This window comes from Mucilaginibacter gracilis (genome assembly GCF_003633615.1).
In the GTDB taxonomy this organism is placed as follows: domain Bacteria; phylum Bacteroidota; class Bacteroidia; order Sphingobacteriales; family Sphingobacteriaceae; genus Mucilaginibacter; species Mucilaginibacter gracilis.
In genome coordinates, this window is sequence record NZ_RBKU01000001.1 from 3,022,731 (window position 1) to 3,042,354 (window position 19,624).

At 42.5% G+C, this 19,624-nt stretch carries 18 protein-coding genes; 8 read left to right on the top strand and 10 right to left on the bottom strand.

The genetic code is table 11. The features are described from left to right. Window positions 1-100: 100 nt before the first annotated feature. The 6 genes from BDD43_RS12980 to BDD43_RS13005 all read right to left on the bottom strand — a co-directional run bounded on the left by BDD43_RS12980 (window position 101) and on the right by BDD43_RS13005 (window position 5,303). Window positions 101-2,113 (bottom strand): M1 family metallopeptidase, encoded by a 2,013-nt coding sequence (locus tag BDD43_RS12980; RefSeq protein WP_121198070.1) that lies wholly within the window; start codon window positions 2,111-2,113, stop codon window positions 101-103. 112 nt (window positions 2,114-2,225) lie between these two features. Further along, entirely contained in the window at window positions 2,226-2,576 is a 351-nt protein-coding gene (locus BDD43_RS12985) for a Spx/MgsR family RNA polymerase-binding regulatory protein (protein WP_121198071.1), read from the bottom strand. Window positions 2,577-2,810: 234 nt separating this feature from the next. Further along, the gene (pth, locus tag BDD43_RS12990; protein WP_121198072.1) at window positions 2,811-3,371 is read right to left on the bottom strand and encodes an aminoacyl-tRNA hydrolase; all 561 of its coding nucleotides are present in this window, start codon (window positions 3,369-3,371) and stop codon (window positions 2,811-2,813) included. A 350-nt stretch (window positions 3,372-3,721) separates the two neighbouring features. Further along, the gene (locus tag BDD43_RS12995) at window positions 3,722-3,958 is read right to left on the bottom strand and encodes a type II toxin-antitoxin system HicA family toxin (RefSeq protein ID WP_121198073.1); all 237 of its coding nucleotides are present in this window, start codon (window positions 3,956-3,958) and stop codon (window positions 3,722-3,724) included. Beyond that, window positions 3,958-4,167 carry a type II toxin-antitoxin system HicB family antitoxin gene (locus BDD43_RS13000; protein ID WP_121198074.1) on the bottom strand — a complete coding sequence of 70 codons (210 nt, stop codon included), beginning with the start codon at window positions 4,165-4,167 and terminating at the stop codon, window positions 3,958-3,960. Before BDD43_RS13000 ends, BDD43_RS12995 begins: the two co-directional genes overlap by 1 nt. Before the next feature lie 128 nt (window positions 4,168-4,295). Next, window positions 4,296-5,303, bottom strand: coding sequence for an aspartate-semialdehyde dehydrogenase (locus BDD43_RS13005; protein WP_121198075.1), 1,008 nt, complete (start codon window positions 5,301-5,303; stop codon window positions 4,296-4,298). A 364-nt stretch (window positions 5,304-5,667) separates the two neighbouring features. On the opposite strand from BDD43_RS13005, the gene BDD43_RS13010 reads away from it, so the two are divergent. From BDD43_RS13010 to BDD43_RS13030, 5 genes are all read left to right on the top strand, one after another. Continuing rightward, window positions 5,668-6,621 carry an NAD-dependent epimerase/dehydratase family protein gene (locus BDD43_RS13010; RefSeq protein ID WP_121198076.1) on the top strand — a complete coding sequence of 318 codons (954 nt, stop codon included), beginning with the start codon at window positions 5,668-5,670 and terminating at the stop codon, window positions 6,619-6,621. Between the two features lie 215 nt (window positions 6,622-6,836). Further along, on the top strand, window positions 6,837-7,562 hold the full coding sequence (locus tag BDD43_RS13015) for a YebC/PmpR family DNA-binding transcriptional regulator (RefSeq protein ID WP_121198077.1): 726 nt from the start codon (window positions 6,837-6,839) through the stop codon (window positions 7,560-7,562). Between the two features lie 266 nt (window positions 7,563-7,828). Then, window positions 7,829-8,053 (top strand): DUF2442 domain-containing protein, encoded by a 225-nt coding sequence (locus BDD43_RS13020; RefSeq protein WP_121198078.1) that lies wholly within the window; start codon window positions 7,829-7,831, stop codon window positions 8,051-8,053. 106 nt (window positions 8,054-8,159) lie between these two features. Continuing rightward, entirely contained in the window at window positions 8,160-8,888 is a 729-nt protein-coding gene (locus BDD43_RS13025; RefSeq protein WP_121198079.1) for a hypothetical protein, read from the top strand. Window positions 8,889-9,008: 120 nt separating this feature from the next. Beyond that, window positions 9,009-11,738, top strand: a complete 2,730-nt coding sequence (locus BDD43_RS13030; RefSeq protein ID WP_121198080.1) for a carboxypeptidase regulatory-like domain-containing protein — start codon at window positions 9,009-9,011, stop codon at window positions 11,736-11,738. 265 nt (window positions 11,739-12,003) lie between these two features. Here BDD43_RS13030 and BDD43_RS13035 read toward each other — a convergent pair whose 3' ends face one another. Both BDD43_RS13035 and BDD43_RS13040 read right to left on the bottom strand, forming a co-directional pair. Beyond that, a complete protein-coding gene (locus BDD43_RS13035) occupies window positions 12,004-12,288 on the bottom strand; it encodes a hypothetical protein (protein WP_121198081.1) in 285 nt (94 codons plus the stop codon). A 15-nt stretch (window positions 12,289-12,303) separates the two neighbouring features. Beyond that, complete coding sequence (locus BDD43_RS13040; protein ID WP_121198082.1) at window positions 12,304-14,040, bottom strand: DUF885 domain-containing protein; 1,737 nt, start codon at window positions 14,038-14,040, stop codon at window positions 12,304-12,306. 194 nt (window positions 14,041-14,234) lie between these two features. Here BDD43_RS13040 and BDD43_RS13045 point away from each other — a divergent pair, with 194 nt between their 5' ends. Next, window positions 14,235-14,711, top strand: coding sequence for a DinB family protein (locus tag BDD43_RS13045; protein ID WP_121198083.1), 477 nt, complete (start codon window positions 14,235-14,237; stop codon window positions 14,709-14,711). A 122-nt stretch (window positions 14,712-14,833) separates the two neighbouring features. On the opposite strand, the gene BDD43_RS13050 is transcribed toward BDD43_RS13045, so the two are convergent. Further along, window positions 14,834-16,162 carry an alpha/beta fold hydrolase gene (locus tag BDD43_RS13050; RefSeq protein ID WP_211339674.1) on the bottom strand — a complete coding sequence of 443 codons (1,329 nt, stop codon included), beginning with the start codon at window positions 16,160-16,162 and terminating at the stop codon, window positions 14,834-14,836. Between the two features lie 124 nt (window positions 16,163-16,286). On the opposite strand from BDD43_RS13050, the gene BDD43_RS13055 reads away from it, so the two are divergent. Continuing rightward, a complete protein-coding gene (locus BDD43_RS13055) occupies window positions 16,287-16,691 on the top strand; it encodes a hypothetical protein (protein ID WP_147425630.1) in 405 nt (134 codons plus the stop codon). Between the two features lie 208 nt (window positions 16,692-16,899). Here BDD43_RS13055 and BDD43_RS13060 read toward each other — a convergent pair whose 3' ends face one another. Next, window positions 16,900-18,606, bottom strand: a complete 1,707-nt coding sequence (locus BDD43_RS13060) for a M3 family oligoendopeptidase (protein ID WP_121198085.1) — start codon at window positions 18,604-18,606, stop codon at window positions 16,900-16,902. A 459-nt stretch (window positions 18,607-19,065) separates the two neighbouring features. Between BDD43_RS13060 and BDD43_RS30805 the strand changes: the two genes are divergently transcribed. Next, complete coding sequence (locus BDD43_RS30805; RefSeq protein WP_262707414.1) at window positions 19,066-19,191, top strand: hypothetical protein; 126 nt, start codon at window positions 19,066-19,068, stop codon at window positions 19,189-19,191. Window positions 19,192-19,624: the final 433 nt, after the last annotated feature.

Sequence of the window (19,624 nt, forward strand, 5' to 3'; positions counted from 1 at the left end):
ATAGATTTATTTTTATGCAAGATAGGCATAAAAAAATCGCCTCAAAACTGTATATTAAATACACAATTTTGAGGCGATAGAAAAGAGACTAAAATGCTATTTATTTAGCCTTGGTCCAAACATCGTTAGCCGAATTAAAATCTGGCAAAACGTGGTCGGGGTCTAAAGTTACCGATTCAATTTCTTCGGTTGATGGGTAAGTGAACGTCCAACTGGTGTTGCGTTCCCAAACCTCAACAGGTAATTTTATGCGCTCAACTTTACCGCTTACGGTTTTAATATCCATAATAACAGGCATAGCCAGTTTTTCGTTATTAATAATGGTAATTAAGGCACCTTGTTTAGGGTCGTTTTTTACATAGGTAACGGTACGTATTCCCTGGTCAAGCCTCCAGTTGTTTAAAAACCAGCCTCTCCAAAACCAGTTCAGGTTTTCGCCGGCAACGTTTTCTATGGTACGGAAAAAGTCGTCGGGAGTAGGATGTTTAAATGCCCAGCGGTTAATGTAAGTTTGGAAAGCCAAATCAAAACGCTCAGGGCCTAATATTTGTTCGCGTAGCAAAACCAAACCTGCACTTGGTTTTGAGTAAAGTAAAGTGCCGTTGTTGCGTTCTTTTAAGTTATCAACATAGCTTAAAATTGGCTCAAGCGTAGGTGCGGTAAAAAATGCGCCTATTTGGTGCATATCTGCCGCGCGGGCTGCCTTATACTCGCCGTTATTAAAATCGGCGGTTGATAGCGTGTTGATGAAAGTGTTAAACCCTTCGTCCATCCAGCCGTACATACGCTCGTTAGAGCCTACTATCATCGGGAACCAGGTATGGCCAAATTCGTGGTCGTTTACACCCCAAAGGCCTCTGCCTTTTGCTGTATAACCGCAAAATACTATGCCAGGGTATTCCATACCGCCGGGTGCGCCGGCAACTGCTGTGGCACATGGGTAAGGGTACTCATACCATTTTTTTGAATTATACTCTATTGATTTTTTTACAAATTCGGTTGAGCGTCTCCAGGCATTTGCGCTGTCGCTTTCAATAGGATAGGCCGATATAGCCATTGATTTTTTACCGCTTGGCAAAACCATTTTAGCAGCATCGATGATGAACGATGATGATGCTCCCCATGAGGCATCACGTGCGCTGCGGATTTTGAATTTCCAGGTTAGCTCTACTTTTCCTGCCGGGCGAGATTTTGGGTCGGTTACCTCGCTTGCCGAACGTATAATTACAGTTTTCTCGCTTTGTGCAGCCTGTGCCCAGCGTTTTTGCTGTTCGGCAGTATAAACCTCTTGTGGGTTTAGCAACTCGCCCGAGCATACAACAATATCGCTTGCCGGTGCAGTAATGTTGATATTGAAATCGCCATAGTCAAGGTAAAACTCACCCGGACCGGTGTAAGGCAGGGTGTTCCATCCCTGTATATCGTCATAAACACACATACGTGGGTACCATTGCGCTACGGTAAATATTTTACCGTTTTTGGTTTGCAGGATACCCATACGGTCTGACCCATATTCGGGCGAAATGAACGAATAATCAATTTGCAGTTTTACCTGTCCGCCACCGGCTGCAACATCGCTTGGCAGATAAACTTGCATGCGGGTATCGTTAATTAAATATTTAACTTCGGTAACGGTGGTTTTTTGGCCTACGGTTGATAGCACCTTAACCGCCTTTATTTTATAACCGGCATCAAAAACCTGGCCGCGGCCACCATTGCGGCTACCGCCGATAGGTACAATTGCCGAGCCTCTTGAATCTGTTTTAAATAAATTTTGATCAAGCATCATCCAGATGAATGATAACTTATCCGGGCTGTTATTGGTGTAGGTTAAAATTTCGTTGCCGGTTATTTCGTTCTTTTGCTCATCAAGTTTGGCATTCAAAAGATAATCGGCACGGTTTTGCCAATATTTTGCACCGGGCTGGCCACCTGCCGAACGGTAATCGGTTCCGTTTTTGGTGTAAAAAAAGGGCGCAAAAGCATCATGATAACTATAGTTTGTAACAACCGTATCTGATGTGCGTGCTAACTGGCGGCGTTGTGCCTGGCCGTTTGTAACCAAACCTGCACTAATGGCCAGTGCAAAACCTGCTATTAATTTTAACTTCATTTAATAAATTTTTTTGATATGCGGCTAATATGAAAATAAAATTGCAGAAATACCGATAGGTAAAATAATTGTTACCTCAATTTTAATTATTAGCTTATTTTATTTGTGTTTATTAGCTTTTGCCAAACTGCTCCGCGTATAATGCTTCGTCAAACCCAAAAAACAAAAAGTCGCCATCTTCAATAACGGGGCGTTTAATCATACTTGTTTTTTGCTGCAACAGGTTAAGAGCTGCCGCTTTGGTGGTAATACTTGCTTTTATAGCTGGGTCAAGCTGTTTCCAGGTTAGGCCCTGTTTGTTCAAAAACTTTTCGTAACCGGCTTTATTGTCCCACTCCTCTAATTTATCAATGCTAACGCCCAGTTTTTTAAAATCCTGAAACTCGTAAGTTACATTATGCTGTTTAAGCCAATCCAAAGCTTTTTTTACCGTATTGCAATTGGTTATACCGTATACTTTCATAAAGCAAAGCTATTAATTTCCGCCCGATTTTGTACCGGTGCCCTTGGTATCATCGTTATTAATACCGCGCTGGTTTTGCTTTATCCTGCTGTTTAACTTACCAAACCTGTAATTAAAGCGCACCGCAAAACTGGCATAATTGCTTTTAGAGTATTGCGACTGGTAAAAGGTTGATGTACTGGTATAAGAGTTTGAAGTATAATTTTTAACAAAAACGTTCGGTAACTGTAAATGTTACTTGTTGTAGCGTGTCATGGTGAGTTCGGTACCTGCGGTGGCAAAGCTCTTTATCATCTCTATCGATCTGTCTATCAGGGCCGGTAACTCCGGCAGTTCATCTTTATCAAAGGCATCAAGCACAAAATTAATTTGCTTGCCTTTGGGGAAGTTATCGCCTATGCCAAAGCGCAGGCGCGCATAATTGTTATGCCCTAAAGTAGCCTCAATATGTTTAAGCCCATTATGGCCGGCGGCACTGCCTTTGGGTTTAAGGCGCAGGGTGCCAAGCGGCAGGGCAAGGTCGTCAACCAGTACCAACACATTTTCCAAGGGTATTTTAAGCTCGTTCATCCAATACCTTAAAGCGTTTCCGCTCAGGTTCATATAAGTAGTGGGCTTAATTAAATGTAATACGCGGCCCTTATGTTTAACCTCGGTATAGGCAGCCAGGCGCATGGTATGAAACTTTTCGTTCTCCTCCTTAGCCAACTGATCTAATATCATAAAACCGATATTATGCCGCGTATCAGCATATTCGGGGCCAATGTTCCCTAAACCAACTACCAGGTATTTCATAATCGGGTGCAAAGATAGCTGAGTTTTATGGAAAATGTATTAGATAGAATAGAAAATGTATCAGGTAGGATGTTAGTTTTATGGAAGATGTATCAGGTAAGATGGAAGGTGTGAATTGTAAGTTGGGAGGGGGATATTGTAAGAAATTTATCGCAGTCAACACCAAAATACATCTTCCGTCTTACCTGATACATTTTCCATTCCGGGGGGGATATTGTAAGAAATTTATTGAGGTGATAGCCATCCCGATTAAATCAAAACCTTGGTGGTTTTAAAAGAAATTCTATAAGTCCCTAAATTTCAAAAATTCTGGTTCGGAAACAAAAGGGAGCATAGGCCTCTAAGCAAAACTACAATAAATCATCTTTAGCTATCCCCAAATAGGATGAAACTTCGTTTAATATTGCAGATAGTGTACCTATTTTCATCGGGTCGTGATTTGGGATTGTAATATGGTGACTACCTTTTTTATTTTTTAACGTAATACGAATATGACTACCATTTTGCCGCACTACTTCGTAACCGTGCCGGGATAAAAGTTTAACTAAATCTTTCCCCGAAATATTCCTGGATAATTTGGCAACCATTACATGGTGATGATTTCTTCTTTTACTAAATGCAAACGAATTACCTTAGGTATTATGGCATCTTCATCATAATGGCAGTGTACAGCTTCCCTTATATTAGCTTTCAGTTCGTCCATAGTCTCACCCTCGGTAAAAATGGCTTCGCCCAAAGCTCTTGCTGTGTAACCGCCCTCTATAGCTTCTTCAACTAAAAAGAAAAGTTCATTCATAAAATCAAATATAACTCTTTAACTTAATATTTAAAGTATTGCAGAAACAAAAATAGGGATAATCTCCCGATCATCCCTATTCAATAAATATCTAAGCCCTCTCCATTAGGAGAGGGTTGGGTGAGGCTCTACGCTTCAGCAGGTACGCCAATTAAATGCTTCGCAACCAGGTACTCGGCAATTTGCACGGCGTTGGTAGCGGCACCTTTACGCAGGTTATCGCTTACTATCCAGCAATTTAAGGTGTTAGGCTGGGTTTCGTCGCGGCGGATGCGGCCTACAAAAACTTCGTCTTTTTCGTGCGCGTCAAGCGGCATTGGGTATTTTAGGTTGGCAATATCGTCGGTAACAATAACGCCCGGGCTTTTTGCCAATAGCGTCTTTACCTCTTCCACATCAAAATCGCGCTCAAACTCAATATTAACCGATTCGGAATGCCCGCCCATTACCGGGATACGCACGGTTGTAGCCGTTACACGGATGCTATCGTCGCCCATAATCTTTTGGGTTTCTTTAATCATCTTCATCTCCTCTTTAGTATAACCGTTGTCGCCAAAAACATCAATTTGCGGTATAACGTTCAAATCAATTTTATAAGGATAAGCTTTAGGGCCATCAATACCTGCACGCTCGTTCATCAACTGGTCAACCGCTTTAACGCCCGTGCCCGTTACCGATTGGTAGGTTGATACCACAATACGTTTAATATGATAAGCATCGTGCAGTGGTTTTAAGGCCACTACCATTTGTATGGTTGAGCAATTGGGGTTAGCAATAATTTTATCTTCGGCAGTTAATACATCGGCGTTAACCTCGGGCACTACCAGTTTTTTGGTAGGATCCATGCGCCAGGCCGATGAGTTATCCACCACAGTGGTACCAACTTCGGCAAAACGCGGCGCATCGTTTAACGAGGTACTTCCACCTGCCGAAAATAGGGCAATGTCTGGCTTCTTGCTAATCGCCTCATCCATAGATACAATTTTGAACTGCTTACCCTTATAGGTAATTTCTTTACCAACGCTTTTTGCCGAAGCTACTGGTATCAATTCTGTAACCGGGAAGTTGCGTTCTGCCAGAACCTGCAACATTTTAGTGCCTACCAAACCGGTGGCGCCTACTACTGCGACTTTCATTTTAAATTAATTTTGAATAATATGAATAAAGAATCAGGATGCGAGAATCAAGAAGTAAGATGTGAGAATCAAGATCCAAGAATCAAGATTTAAGAACCATCATAGTTTATCTATCTTGATTCCTGTCTCTTACTTCTTGATTCTTACTTCCTGCCTCTTACTTCTTGCCTCTATTCTCCAGCTTCAAAGATGAGAATTTTTTGCATTAATGATAAATTTTAGGTAATTATATAAACCCTATAAACAAACTATGCTATTTATTTGTGCAAAATAGTACGCAACGCCGCTTTGCTTGCGCTAAAATTCAATTCATTTCCACCAAATTTTTACCTTTGCCATCAAATCCGAAGGTGATATTTAAGCTATGAACGAAAAGATTTTGGTGATTGGCGCAAACGGCCAAATAGGTACCGAATTGGTTACCGCCTTACGCGGAATTTACGGTGCAGAACAGGTTATAGCCTGCGATATTAACAACCCCATATACGCTATCCGTAATAACGGCCCCTTTGAGTACGCCAACGTAATGGATAAAGAAAATCTGCATCAGATATTCAACAAACACCAGCCTACACAGGTGTACCTGCTGGCCGCCATGCTATCGGCCACTGGCGAGCAAAAGCCCAAATTAGCCTGGGATTTAAACATGACCGGCTTATTAAACATATTAGATTATGCCGTTGAGTTTAAAGTAGCCAAGGTTTTTTGGCCAAGTTCCATAGCGGTGTTCGGGCCGCACTCCCCGCAATATAATACGCCCCAATATTGCGTAATGGACCCTAATACCGTTTACGGCTTTAGCAAGCTGGCTGGCGAGCGCTGGTGCGAGTATTACCACACTAAATACGGCGTTGATGTGCGCAGCATACGCTACCCGGGTTTAATAGGGTGGAAGGCATCACCCGGTGGAGGCACAACAGATTATGCCGTTCATATTTTTCACGAAGCCATTAAAAACGGGAGCTATCAAAGTTTCCTTTCCGAAGATACCGCATTACCCATGATGTATATGGACGATGCCATCCGCGCCACCCTGCAACTCATGGAAGCACCTGCCCACAAACTAAGCACCCGTGCAGGTTATAACCTTGGCGGGATAAGCTTTACACCAACAATGTTAGCCCAAGAAATTAAAAAGCACATACCCGGTTTCACCATAAGTTATGCCGGTAATGATCCCCGGCAGGCCATTGCCGATAGCTGGCCAAAATCAATAGACGACAGTGTTGCCCAAGCCGACTGGGATTGGAAAATTGAGTTCGACCTAGCCAAAATGACCGAAGACATGTTAACCAATTTAAAAAAAGTATATAGTTGAGAAGTTCATAGATGATGGTTCATAGTTTATGGTAAGCAAAAAAAGTTTTACTATTGTACTTTGGTTTAATAAACAGCCTTGTTAATAGATTATGTTCATAGTTAGTCATGATTCTTAGTTGTAAATTGATCTCATTTCGTTAAAACCATGAACAATCATCTATCAACCATGAACTATCGGCCATGAACCAATAATAAACAATACAAATAATAACAATGGGAAGAGCATTCGAATTCCGTAAAGAGAGAAAATTTAAAAGATGGGCCAAAATGGCCATCCAGTTTACCCGTTTGGGGAAAGAAATTGTAATGGCCGTTAAAGAAGGCGGTGCCGACCCTGCCACAAACTCGCGTTTACGCACCGTTATACAAAACTCCAAGGCGGTTAACATGCCTAAGGATAGGGTTGACGCGGCCATTAAACGCGCATCTAATAAAGACGAATCAAACTACGAAGAGCTGGTTTACGAAGGTTATGCGCCACACGGCGTACCCGTACTGGTTGAAACCGCTACCGATAATACCAACCGCACCGTAGCCAACGTGCGCAGTTATTTTACCAAAACCGGCGGTAGTTTGGGCAAAACCGGCTCGCTCGATTTTATATTCACCCGTAAATCAATATTTAGGTTTGAGCCTGCCGAGCATGATTTGGAAGAACTTGAATTTGAACTGATAGATTCGGGTTTAGAAGAACTATACCTTGAAACCGACGAAAACGGCCACGACATAGCCGTAGCCCAAACCGCCTTTGAAGATTTTGGCAGGATGCAAAAAGCTTTGGAAGAAAAAGGTATAGAAGTAAAATCGGCCAAGCTGGAGCGTATTGCACAATCGCACACATCGGTTACCGAAGAACAGGCCGTTGACGTAATGAAATTAATAGACAGGCTGGAAGAGGACGACGACGTATTGGCAGTTTACCATAATATGGAAGAATGAGCCCCACCCAACCCTCCCCGGTAGGGAGGGCTTTTTGGAAAAAGTGTGCCCTATCGGGGGAGATTTAGAAACTCTCTTTTTGACGGCTTACCCAAACGAGTGTCATTGCTTCGTACCTCGCAATGACACTCGGGATTGATGTTTTATTCGTTAAATTATTTGTGAATGAAATTTAAACAGGGCTTTAAAACTAACAATTAAACAAAAAGTTTCCCCTGCCTCGGGATGCTACCTGCCATAAATGTAGGACTTAGACGTTGCTTATAATGCCAATATTCACATCGCGCAAGCAAAAAAAAGATATCAAAGTAACATTCCAAAACGGGATGTTGTATGTTGACGTTGATGGCGGCAAGCAGCATGTTTTTGCGCTGGCCTGGCTACCCAAATTGCAAAACGCAAGCGAGCAGGACCTTGCCGATTGGGATTTAACGGCAACCGGAATCCGATGGAATAAATTGAACGAGGAGATTGCCATAACAGGTTTATAAATATAAAATATTGTCATTGCGAGGTACGAAGCAACCGCACAGAGGACAAGCAGCCTTGCACAGTTCGCTATTATTTCGTTTTCTATTGATAATCAGAAAATACTAAATGACGTTTCAAGAATTCTTCAAAAAGAAAAAGATCAATCTGGACCTGCTAAAAGCGGCAGAGCCGGCTCTTTTTGCCGAATTTGAATTGCATTACGGGCAAATGGGCGAAAAAAGTTTCGACCATACAAAAAAATACTGGTTTAATACCCTGCGTCGCAAATATCACTCACCCGACGAGCCGAAGGTTGACAAAGTGCCGATAGAAAACCGTCTGGCCGAACAAACCGTTGTAGAAGCCATAACCGATGAGCCACAAACTGTTGCTGCGCCCAAATTAGGCTTTAAGCCGAAATTTAAAACCGGGGCCTCGGCACCCGAAAATGTGCCCCCTGTTGCCGAAGAAATTACAGGGCAGGAAAGCGGCGCCGAAGCTGCTGCGCCTAAACTGGGCTTTAAACCAAAATTCAAATCGGCGGCCTCCGCACTCCAAAATGAGCCTCCTGTTGCCCAAGAAATTACAGGGCCGGCGAGCGGCACCGAACCTGCTGCGCCCAAACTCGGCTTTAAGCCAAAGTTTAAATCGGCAACGCCTGCGCAAACAACACCGGTTGAACCTTTAACAACCCCCGAAAGCAATACAGAGCCACCCGCAAGCACCGTAGCTTTGCCACCTAAATTGGGTTTTAAACCAAAATTCAAGCCGTCATCGCCTCCGGCATCACAACAGCCATCAGCTAACGGTGCTACAAATCCAAATCCGCCCGATGCGGATACACCTTCCGAATAAAAAAACTATAGCATATACTATCAAGTGTAAAAAAATGTTAAATATGCACCGTTGCACCCCTAAGCAACGGCTATAATAAGTATATTGCGACACCCTATTTGTAATGCTAAAAAGCCTTTAATGATTTTCAAAAAACACATACTTGCCCTTTCGGTTCTCATTGCTTTTTTTCATCTGTCTGCCCATTCGCAGCAAGATACCATGAGCATTAAAACTATAATAGATAAAACCAATAAATTTACGCACAGTTACCCTTTAGAAAAGGTTTATTTGCATACCGATAAACCCTACTATTCTGTTGGCGATACCATTTGGTTTAAAGCCTATGTAACTATTGGTTTGCACCAGCCATCGGTACTCAGTAAAATTGTTTATGTTGATGTGCTTAACGGGCGCGATACCTTAGTGCAGGCCTTAAAACTACAGCTTTTTAATGGTACAGCAACCGGCAGTATGCCCATTACACAGGCGTTATTTAAGCAAGGCAATTACCATTTAAGTGCCTACACCAACTGGATGCGTAATTTTGACCCTGCTTACTTTTTTAACAAAACAATAACCATTGCCAACCCAATTGATAACGAGGTGTTTACTACGGCATCCTTTTCGGGATCAGAAAAAAATAAACAGCAAAAGGTAAACGCCCGCATACAGTTTAAAGATGTTTTTGGTAACCCGTATGCCAATAAAAAGGTAAGCTGGTTAATTAATAACGATGATGATAAACCGCTAAAAGGTAAAGAAACAACTGATGCAAACGGTTTTCTTAACTTGGCCATAACTGTTGGTAAATCGCCGGTGCTGGCTTCAAATTATTTATCAGCCACTATCGAAACCGGTAGCAAAAAACAGGTAAATAAATTGTTTTCGCTACGTACTGCGGTGGCCGAGCCCGATATTCAGTTTTTTCCGGAGGGCGGGGCATTGGTAAGCGGCACGCGTACTAAAGTTGCCTTTAAGGCAATAAACTCGGCCGGACTGGGTATTGATGTAAAAGGTACAATAGTTGATAACACAGGCGCCACCGTAACCGATTTTAAATCGCAGCACCTGGGTATGGGCTTCGCTCTTTTTGTTCCCGAAGATGGCAAAACCTACAAAGCCAATGTAACCTATGCCGATGGCACGCAAAACACGTTAGATTTGCCCAAAGTGCAATCGGCAGGTGTTTCGTTAGCGGTTTACAACAGCAACACCTCCGATACCTTAAATGTAAAGGTGACAGCGAGCAATGCGTTTTTTGAGCAAAACAAAAATAAGGTACTTTACTTAGTTGGCCAAACATCGGGAGTGATATGCTATGCAGCCAAAACTACCCTGCAAACAGCCATGTTTTCGGCCTTAATATCTAAAAATAGGTTTCCATCGGGTGTTACTCAATTTACTTTGTTTTCCGACAATGGTACACCCTTGAGCGAGCGTGTTACCTTTGTGCAGCAAAACGACAAGCTAAACCTAAGCCTAACGCCTTCGGCAAAAACCTATGGGCCGCGCAAACAGGTAAAAATGCAGGTAATGGCAAAAAATGCCACTACACCGGTAGAGGCCAGCTTATCGGTAGCTGTGGTTGACGAAACTAAGGTGCCTTTTGACGAAGATGCCGAAACCACCATATTAACAAGTTTCCTGCTATCGTCGGACTTGAAAGGTTATATCGAAAAGCCAAATTATTATTTCAGGAATCCAACACCAAAAACCGCTGCCGATTTAGATGTGCTGATGCTTACCCAGGGTTACAGGCGTTTTTCGTACCCGGATATTTTAAAAAATTTACAACCCCGCATATACGTACTGCCCGAGCAGGGCATTGAAATAACCGGAACGCTGCGCAATTCAACCGGTATGCCTATAGCCAAAGGCAACGTGCGCTTGCAGATACCCGATAAGTATTATTCTACACAAACCACAACAAACATGTCGGGCGAGTTTAGGTTTTCCAATCTGATACTGCCCGATTCTACTCAGGTAATTATAAATGCACGCAATAACGTTAATGCCAACAACCTCATGATTATGTTAAACGGTACATCCTTCCAGGTTGTAACCCCTAATTTTAATTATCCCGACGAAGTGATGAATATTGATACCGCTTTGTACCCATACATCCAAAATACCAAGCGCCAGTATAACAGTTCGCACACTTTAAAAGAGGTTGAAATTAAAGAGCAGGTTTTTGTTAAAAAGCCGGGCTACCAGGATTTTTCTAACTTAACCGGCCTGGGTTTTCCCGACCATACTATTGATGGTAGCCGCTTAAAAGATTGCCCTAATTTTGCCATGTGCCTGCAAACCATGCTAATGGGGTTAACTTACGATAACTTTAACTTTTACATCACGCGCGATTATTCGCAGGGGCAAAAATCAACCCCGGTGGCCATATACTTTAACGGTATGCAGGTTGATTACAACTACATAGCCGGTTTAACATCGCCAAATATCGAATCGGTAGAGGTGTTTTTGAACGACGGTGTTAGTGGTATTAACAAGCTTAATAACACAAAAGGTGTTATTGAAATAACTACCAAGGTAATGCCAAAAGGGCAAAAAATAACTAAAGACCAACTGGCAGAGCTGTTTCCGCCCAAGTATATTGCCAAAATTATGCCCAAGGGTTATAATGTGAGCCGCGAATTTTATTCGCCCAAATATTCGGGCCCGGCAAACGTTTTACAACATGCCGATTTAAGGAGTACCATTTACTGGAACGCCCACTTAAACACCGATAAAACAGGTGCCACATCGTTCGACTTTTTTACCGCCGACAACCGCGGAACCTATAAGGCCATAATAGAAGGCATTGATGCCGATGGTAACATAGGCCGAACGGTTTACCGTTTTAAGGTGCAGTAGTAAAAACTAACTATGTGGACTAATGGGAAGGGTAGGGGTAAGAGGTAAAATATTTCTCAAGACCGCGTATTTGGAGTAGGAAGCAATCGCACGGATGCATATTCGCCCTGTATAACGGCTCGGCCTATGTGCGATTGCCACGCTATCGCTCGCAACGACATATTTCACACACTGACGTCATCCCGCCCGGTTAGGCGTCCACGCCTAACTGTTAGTGGTTAGCAGCGTCTACGCTGCTGAGATTTGCAAACAACAGCAACAGTTGCTACACTTCATCTGTATGCAATATAATCTCAATATATTTCTTTGCTACCTCCTCTGCTTTCGTTCTTGCTGCTTCGCCGCCAATAAAACTGTTATCATACTCATTGGAATCGTCAATAGTTGTTTCGCCTTTTTGCATATCATAAACAGCCCACCACCACCAATTATCGTCCATCCACTCAGAACGTAACATTAAGCCAGCCCACCTTGCAGTGCAATCATCGTCTAAATCGCCTGTCCAAATAATAGGTTCTTTTGCTAATATGTTTCGCTCAAATTTGGTCATAAAAAAACTAACCCACTACTTCGCCAGCATCAACTCCCTGATATACTTAACCGGCGCGCTTCCGTAACTTAAAAACTTTTCGTTAAATTCTTTAAGCTTATAAGTGGTGCCCATTTTCTTTTTGTAGGCATCGCGCAGGTCGGTAATTTCTTTGTATCCGGTGTAATAGCTGGTTAGCTGCACGCTGCTTACGCTTACGCGTTTCCATTTGCCTTCGGCCTCGGCCTGTTGCTGAAATGCCTGTTTGGTAAGCATTTTAATCACATCATCGCGCGTTAAGGTGCCGGTATGTACGCCATAATCCACAATGGTATTACAAACCGACCGTAGGTTCCATTTATACCACATCATCCACATGCCGGGGTCGTTATTGCCAAAGCCATTATCAAGCATCATCTGTTCGGTGTAAACCGCCCAGCCCTCAATCATGGCACCGTTCCCTAATATCGATTTTATTAAACTTGGCGATTGGTTAGCATACACCAACTGGGTATAGTGCCCCGGTATAGCTTCGTGTATACACAGTATCTGTAGCATGTACTGGTTGTATTCGCGCAAGTAACTTTCGGCCTTTTCTTTTGGCCAGCCGGCAAGGCTGCCTACGTTAAAATAGGTGTTGCCCCCTTTATCATACGGCCCCGGCGAACTGCACGATGCGCCCGCCACACCCGCCATGTAACCCGGTTCCTTGCGTACAATAAGGGGCTTACTTGGGTCGATATACAGCAGGTTTTTTTGCTTTACAAAATCAACCAGTTGTGGCAGCGTTTTTTCTATTGCCGATTGGAAATCCTCCGGTTTAACATGCTTAACCGATAGGGTGTCAATTATTTTACCTATCAATAACAAGGTATCGGCAGGCATGGCTTTTTTGCCAAAATATTGCGGCCAAAGCTGCTTGCTTATTTTATACATTTGCCCGTGCAGGTAACGTTTGCGTACCACTGCCGAATCGTATATCTGTTTGGCACTGTAGGCCGATTGTACATCGTATTTAAACTTTTGTGCATAAAAATCTTTCCCCAAACGGAAACTGCGTGGGGTAGGGTTCTTAAAATCTTTTAACCACTGCGCAAAGCTGTTAATAGCCGCTACCGAAGTTTTTACCCGCGCCAGCATTAATTTTTGTTCGGCCAGGGGTATCTTGGTTTTTTTAAGCGAATCGCCAAAATCTTTTTCTATTACCGATACACCACCAAGGTGCTGTTCTGCAGCTAAACTGGTTAGCTCTGGCACCGGGTTTTTTATCTGCTTTTTTGCTTCCTCATAATAAGTCGGTATATTTTCCATCTTTTGATAAAAGCTTTTTAGGCGCGTGGTTAGCGGCGCATACTGCTCGTTTAAAATAAAGGCGAAACTGCCTATTACATTGTATGATGATGGGTCCCACTGGTATTGTTTAAGCGTATCAATTTGCCATATTGATGATTGTAATTGGTTTTGTATCAATCGGTAATCTATCTGGTTTAGTGGTGGTAGCTTACTCAAATCAAACGATGCTAATTGGGCCTGCATGCTTTGGTAAAAAGCCTTTTGTGCGGCGCGGCTGCCATCGGTGGGTACAACCAGCACGCTGTCGTATTTATGGTAACCTACACTGCTTGCCCAATCGGGGTTTTGTTTCCAAAGGCCATCAATAAATTGTTGTTTAAAGGTATCAAAAGGCGAGTTGCCGTCGTCGGCACCGGCACCATCTTTTTTACAACCTGTTATTGATAAAATGAGCAATAAGGCGAAAAGGTAATTCTTCATTTATAACGGTAATTTTTGGTTAAGGCTAACTTAGTTATTAAATGTGATTTATAAAAATGGCATACTTTTTTGGCCGATTTCCATTACAGGTTGTACCGGCTAAATCAAAAATAAAATATTAAAACAGCCAACTAAATACCTGTTAAAACTGTTGTAAAATAACACGGTAAAACTACCTGCTAAACAAGCAAAAAATGGAAAACAACGATAAAATAACCCGCCAGCATTTAACGGCGCTAATAACCCAGGGCAATGCACACGCCACCCTAAACGATGCGCTTGATAATTTACCCGCCAAACTGCGTGGTGTTGTGCCCGATGGTTTGCCCTATAGTATTTGGCAACTGGCAGAACACATCAGGATAGCGCAATGGGATATTTTGGAGTTTACTAAAAACCAAACACACCAATCGCCAAAATGGCCAGATGAATACTGGCCCAAAGAAGCCGAACCTACAGATGCCGCCTGGGATAAAACCATTGCGCAAATTAAAAACAACCAGGACGAATTTGTTGCCCTGCTAAATGATACCGGCAACGACCTATACAAACCTTTGCCCCAAGGTACCGGACAAACATTGCTGCGCGAAGCCCTGCTTATTGCCGACCACGCTGCATACCATACCGCCGAAATTATTGTAATACGCCGCTTACTTGGCGCCTGGAAATAGCGGTATTGCAATATTACCGGGTTAAGAAATTAATAATGAACACCGAATGGCCAACATTGAATTATGAAGTATATTTAGGTGTTCGGTATTCAACAGTCGGTGTTCGATATTTTCTTTCCTTTTTACTTCAGTACCTTAATAAAATCAATAACTGCCGTCATAAATTCGGGTTTTATTGGTAATGAGGGGTCGTTATAAGTGGCCTGGTTTTTCTCGGGGTCGGCAGGTGCGGCTTTCAACACATGGTTCATGCCATCAATTATTTTTAAGGTAGCTTCCGATTTTCCCTTCTTTAATTTTTCGGCATCGGCAACAGTAACCTGAGTATCTGTTGTGCCTTGTAAAATAAGTACCGATGTTTTTATCTTTTTAATAACCCTTACCGGGTCGTACGAAATCCAGGTCATTAAATAGTTTTGTATGCTTGGGCGGGCAATAAAGTATAAAGCAGGGTCAACACGGGGTACGGTTTTGCCTTTTCTCAAACTATCTAAAATTCCCTTAAATTCCTCCTGCACGGCAGGCGGCTTAACCTTCATTTGTTCTATCAAAACATCATAAGCAGGTCTGCCTGCTCCAGCGACAGATATCATGCCGTTCACAGGTTCGCTGTAAGCAGTTATCATTCCAATGAGCGAACCCTCGCTATGGCCCAGTATAACAAACTTCGAAAATCGTTTATCCTCTTTAAGTGATAATAACATTGCCGAAGCATCATCTACAAAATCTGTAAACTTGGTATCCGCTTCTTTTGACGATGAGGTACTTTTACCAATGCCGCGTTTATCATAACGCACGCTGGCTATGCCTGCTTTACCAAGGCCTTCGGCAATGTATTTGTAGGTGTTAGTGTTTAAACCTTGTGTACTGTTACCATTCCTGTCCGTTGGCCCCGATCCGGCTATGATTAATACAAGCGGCAATTTCTCTGGTGCATCCTTTGGCATGGTAAGTGTGCCCGACAAGGTGCCGGCCAGGGTTTTTAAAACAATAGGCGATTCGGTTACCGATGGATCAACGGTTTCAACGCTTGCCGGTTTAACATCGGCACTTTTATTAGGTGCAGCACTGGGTGGTATGGGTTTATTAGGTTTAAAATATAAGCCATTAACCTGCTTTAAACTACTTAGTGATAAAATGATGAGTAAGGCATCGTTTTGGTACTCGCCTTTGTACACCGCAGCACCGTTTGCATATTGCATAAAGGTGGTTTGTTTTAACGGGCCCAATTGCGCCTTCATTTGGTCAAACAGTGCGCTAACCTTATCAACCGGCAGTGCGCTTTTCATAATAGGGTCAAATAAGTTGTACAGGCTATCGGGCTTGTTATTGTTGTAATAGCGTTGTATCTGGGCTATTGCTGTTCTGTCGGCGGCTTGTTCGGTAGTTTGGGCATGTGTAAAGGTTGCAGTAAGCAGCAGGGCCAAACAAAGTGTTATTAATTTTATCATCGTAAATAATAGAGGCTTTATAGCTACGAAAATACTAAATTTATTTGTGCTTCATTTTTCATTATCATTAATTAGCATATCATTAAACCAAATGCTTTTTTTAGGCTCTTACTTAAAAATAAATATGATGAAGAAGATAATGTTGATAGTATTGATGCTTGCCGGAGCTGTTACGTTTGCCAATGCTCAATACAGCACCCGCGTTAAAAAAACGCCCGAAGAGCGTGCTGCCCAGCAAACCAAAATGATGCAGAGAAAGTTAAACCTAAATGCCAGCCAGGCCGAGCAGATAAACGCTATTTTGCTTGAAAAAATTACTAAAGCGAGCGAACCGAAAATGAAAGGTGTTAAAGGCGGCCACTTGCGTAAAATGGAAATTGCCGCCGATGCCGATAAAAAAATAAATGCCGTTTTAAACCCCGATCAGCAAAGGCAATATGCCCTGATTGAAGAGAAAGTAAAGGAAAAGGCCATAGAGCGTAAAAAAAATAAAGCCGCTCACACTATGCAAACAACGCCGGCGCAGTAAAACGGTGTCATTGTGAGCGATAGCGTGGCAACCGCACATAAGCCGAGCCGCTATACAGGGCAAACATACCTGTGTGCGGTTGCTTCATTCTTTAATGATTGAAGGATTGAGTGATTGAAGGATTGAATTTCAATGATTTATTGAAAAAATATAATTCATTCAATCACTCAATCCTTCAATCATTATCTCAATGACAACTTTTGTTTACCTAACCTATCTTATCCATCTCGCCCTTAACAAATGCCGCAAGCTCTTTTACATACGATGCGCTGAAATCAAATTTTATGCCTGCGGTTTGGTATATTTCGGTAATGGTTTTGGTGTAACCCAGTTTTAAGGCATCCATATATTGCTGCAGGCCCTTTTCGGGATTTTCTTTATAGTTTTTCCAAACGGCTATTGCACCTAACTGGGCCATGCCATATTCAATGTAGTAAAAAGGCACCTCAAAAATGTGCAACTGTTTTTGCCAAAGGTTTTGCTTGGCGTCATCGTTGCCCGTCCAGTCAACAAAGTTGGCGCCAAAGCGGTCAAATATCTGTGTCCAGGCACTGGTGCGCTGCTCATCGGTATGATCTGGATTGGTGTATATCCAATGCTGAAACTGGTCTACCACGGCTACCCAGGGCAGGGTTTTCAATACATCAAATAGCTGGTCGCGTTTAGCGCGTTTCAATTCTTCTTCATCCTTAAAATAAACATCCCAGTTATCCATTGATATTAACTCCATCGACATCGATGCCAGCTCGGCCACCTCGGATGGGCAATGTTTAAAGTCGTTTAACTCCAAATCGGCAGTTAAAAAGGTATGCACGGCATGGCCACCCTCGTGTACCATTGTAGTTAAATCGCGAAATATACCAGCCGAATTCATGAAAATGAACGGCGCGCCGGTTTCTGATAGCGGATAATTATAACCACCCGGTGCTTTGCCTTTGCGGCTCTCTACATCAAAAAGGCCGTTATCTTTCATAATTTCAAGGCGTTCGCCCAAATACCGGCTAATGTTGCTAAAGCATTCAATCGATTTTTCTATCAGTTCGGTACCATTGGCAAATGGTTTTAAGGCTGGTTTGCCCGATGTATCAACCTCGGTATCCCATGGTCTTAGCAAACGGAGGTCTAAAGCCAGTTTGCGTTTTTCGGCCTGCTCGGCTAAAATGGGTACTATCTCTTTCTCAATCGCTTCGTGAAAGTTGTAGCAATCCTGCGGAGTATAATCAAAACGGCCAAGGGCCTTAAACATATAATCGCGGAAGTTTTCAAAACCCGCATTGAGTGCCAAATTATGGCGTAAGCCACGCAAGTGGTTAAACAACTCGTTCAGTTTTTCGCGATCTTGAAGGCGGCGTTCGGTAATTTTTTGCCAAACCTCCTGGCGCTTGTTGCGGTCCAGGTCTTTCAAAAATACCGAAGCTTGCTCCAGTGTGTATTCCTTATCGCCAATCATTACCGACATGGCACCTGTAATAGACTGGTATTTTTGCTGCTCAACCTGTATTTGCGTTTGGATAGGGATGTTCGCTTCCCTAAACAGCTCCAAAGCGTTTTTAACACCCCGCAGGTAAATAAAAAATTTCTCGCCATCCAGCTTTTCGGCGTATGGGCTGGCTACAAATTTTTCGTTCAGTTTGTTGTTATAGGGGGCAATTTGCGGCTCAATTTCGGTAGCAAAAAACTGGAAGTTTTCCAACAGTTGTTCGCTGTTGGTATCGCACGTCATCCGGATGTAGCGCCATGCAAAGTCTTCTTCCAAAGCAGCCTCAATTTCGCTACGGTCTTGCAGCCATTTTTCCAGTTCGCCTACCGAATTAATATCGCGGTTTAGCAGCTCACTATAAATTGGCTCTAAAGTTTCCCACTTAATTTCCAGGTTGGCAGGTATATATTTACGTTCTTTTTTGTGAATAATCATAATAGCTATGCAAATGTGTTGATGTGCAAATGTGCGGATTTTTGAACTCTGATTAAATTGATTTTTTACGATTTTACCGATCTGCTTTTTAAGGCAACTCAAACGTGGTATCCGACATCAGAAATCAGAAGTCAGGGCCTTTTTTCACTTCTTATTAAACGCTGTTCGAAGTCTCTGACTTCGAACTATTATGCCTGTAGTCTCCGACTACAGTAGAAGTGGTGATTAACTACAGGTAACCGAGTACTGATTAAACTACGGGAAACGGAAACGGGATAAAATATACTTCTACTGTAGTCGGAGACTACAGGCATAATGCTATTCGAAGTCAGAGACTTCGAATAGCGACGGATCGGAAGTCAGAAATCCGACGTCAGACATCCGAATTCCTAAAACGTAACTTACTTTTTACAAAACCCGGATTTGACTTTTAGGAACAGTTATTGTTTAACCAATTGTATGGAAAGTAATACGATAGAAAAGTTGGATTTTAAATATACTGCGATGAAGAATTTAGGTGCGCTGTTTGCATTTCTGTTTTTACTAACAGCTTTGGTTTGGTCGGTTGTTACCAATATTGTTTAGCCATTGGTTAAGCACTTGTTGTTTTATTATTTGTTGGTTAGCTTGTGATAAACAACTGTTTATCAAATAATTAATTAAGTAAGCAGGGTAAATTCCACTTTGCCCGTATTCCAATTTTAAACCTGTTTATTCTACGTATGGGTTTGTAATAGCTCTACAATGCGGATGCACCTGCAATTTAAACCGCGTTTTTAGTTTATGCATAGCTTACCACATCTAAAATAGCTGTACACATCTCCATACACTTTTGTTGCGGGGCACTAAAAATTAATTGATAATTTAATGTGGTTTAGTTAGTAGGCGACCCCATCGGGGTCACAGGTCGGTAGCAAAACGAATTAAATAAAAAATTGTGCCGGAGGTACAATACCTCGATAAGTGGCATACCTACGGCATGCAAAATATGCAATTATTAATTAACTACCGACCTGTT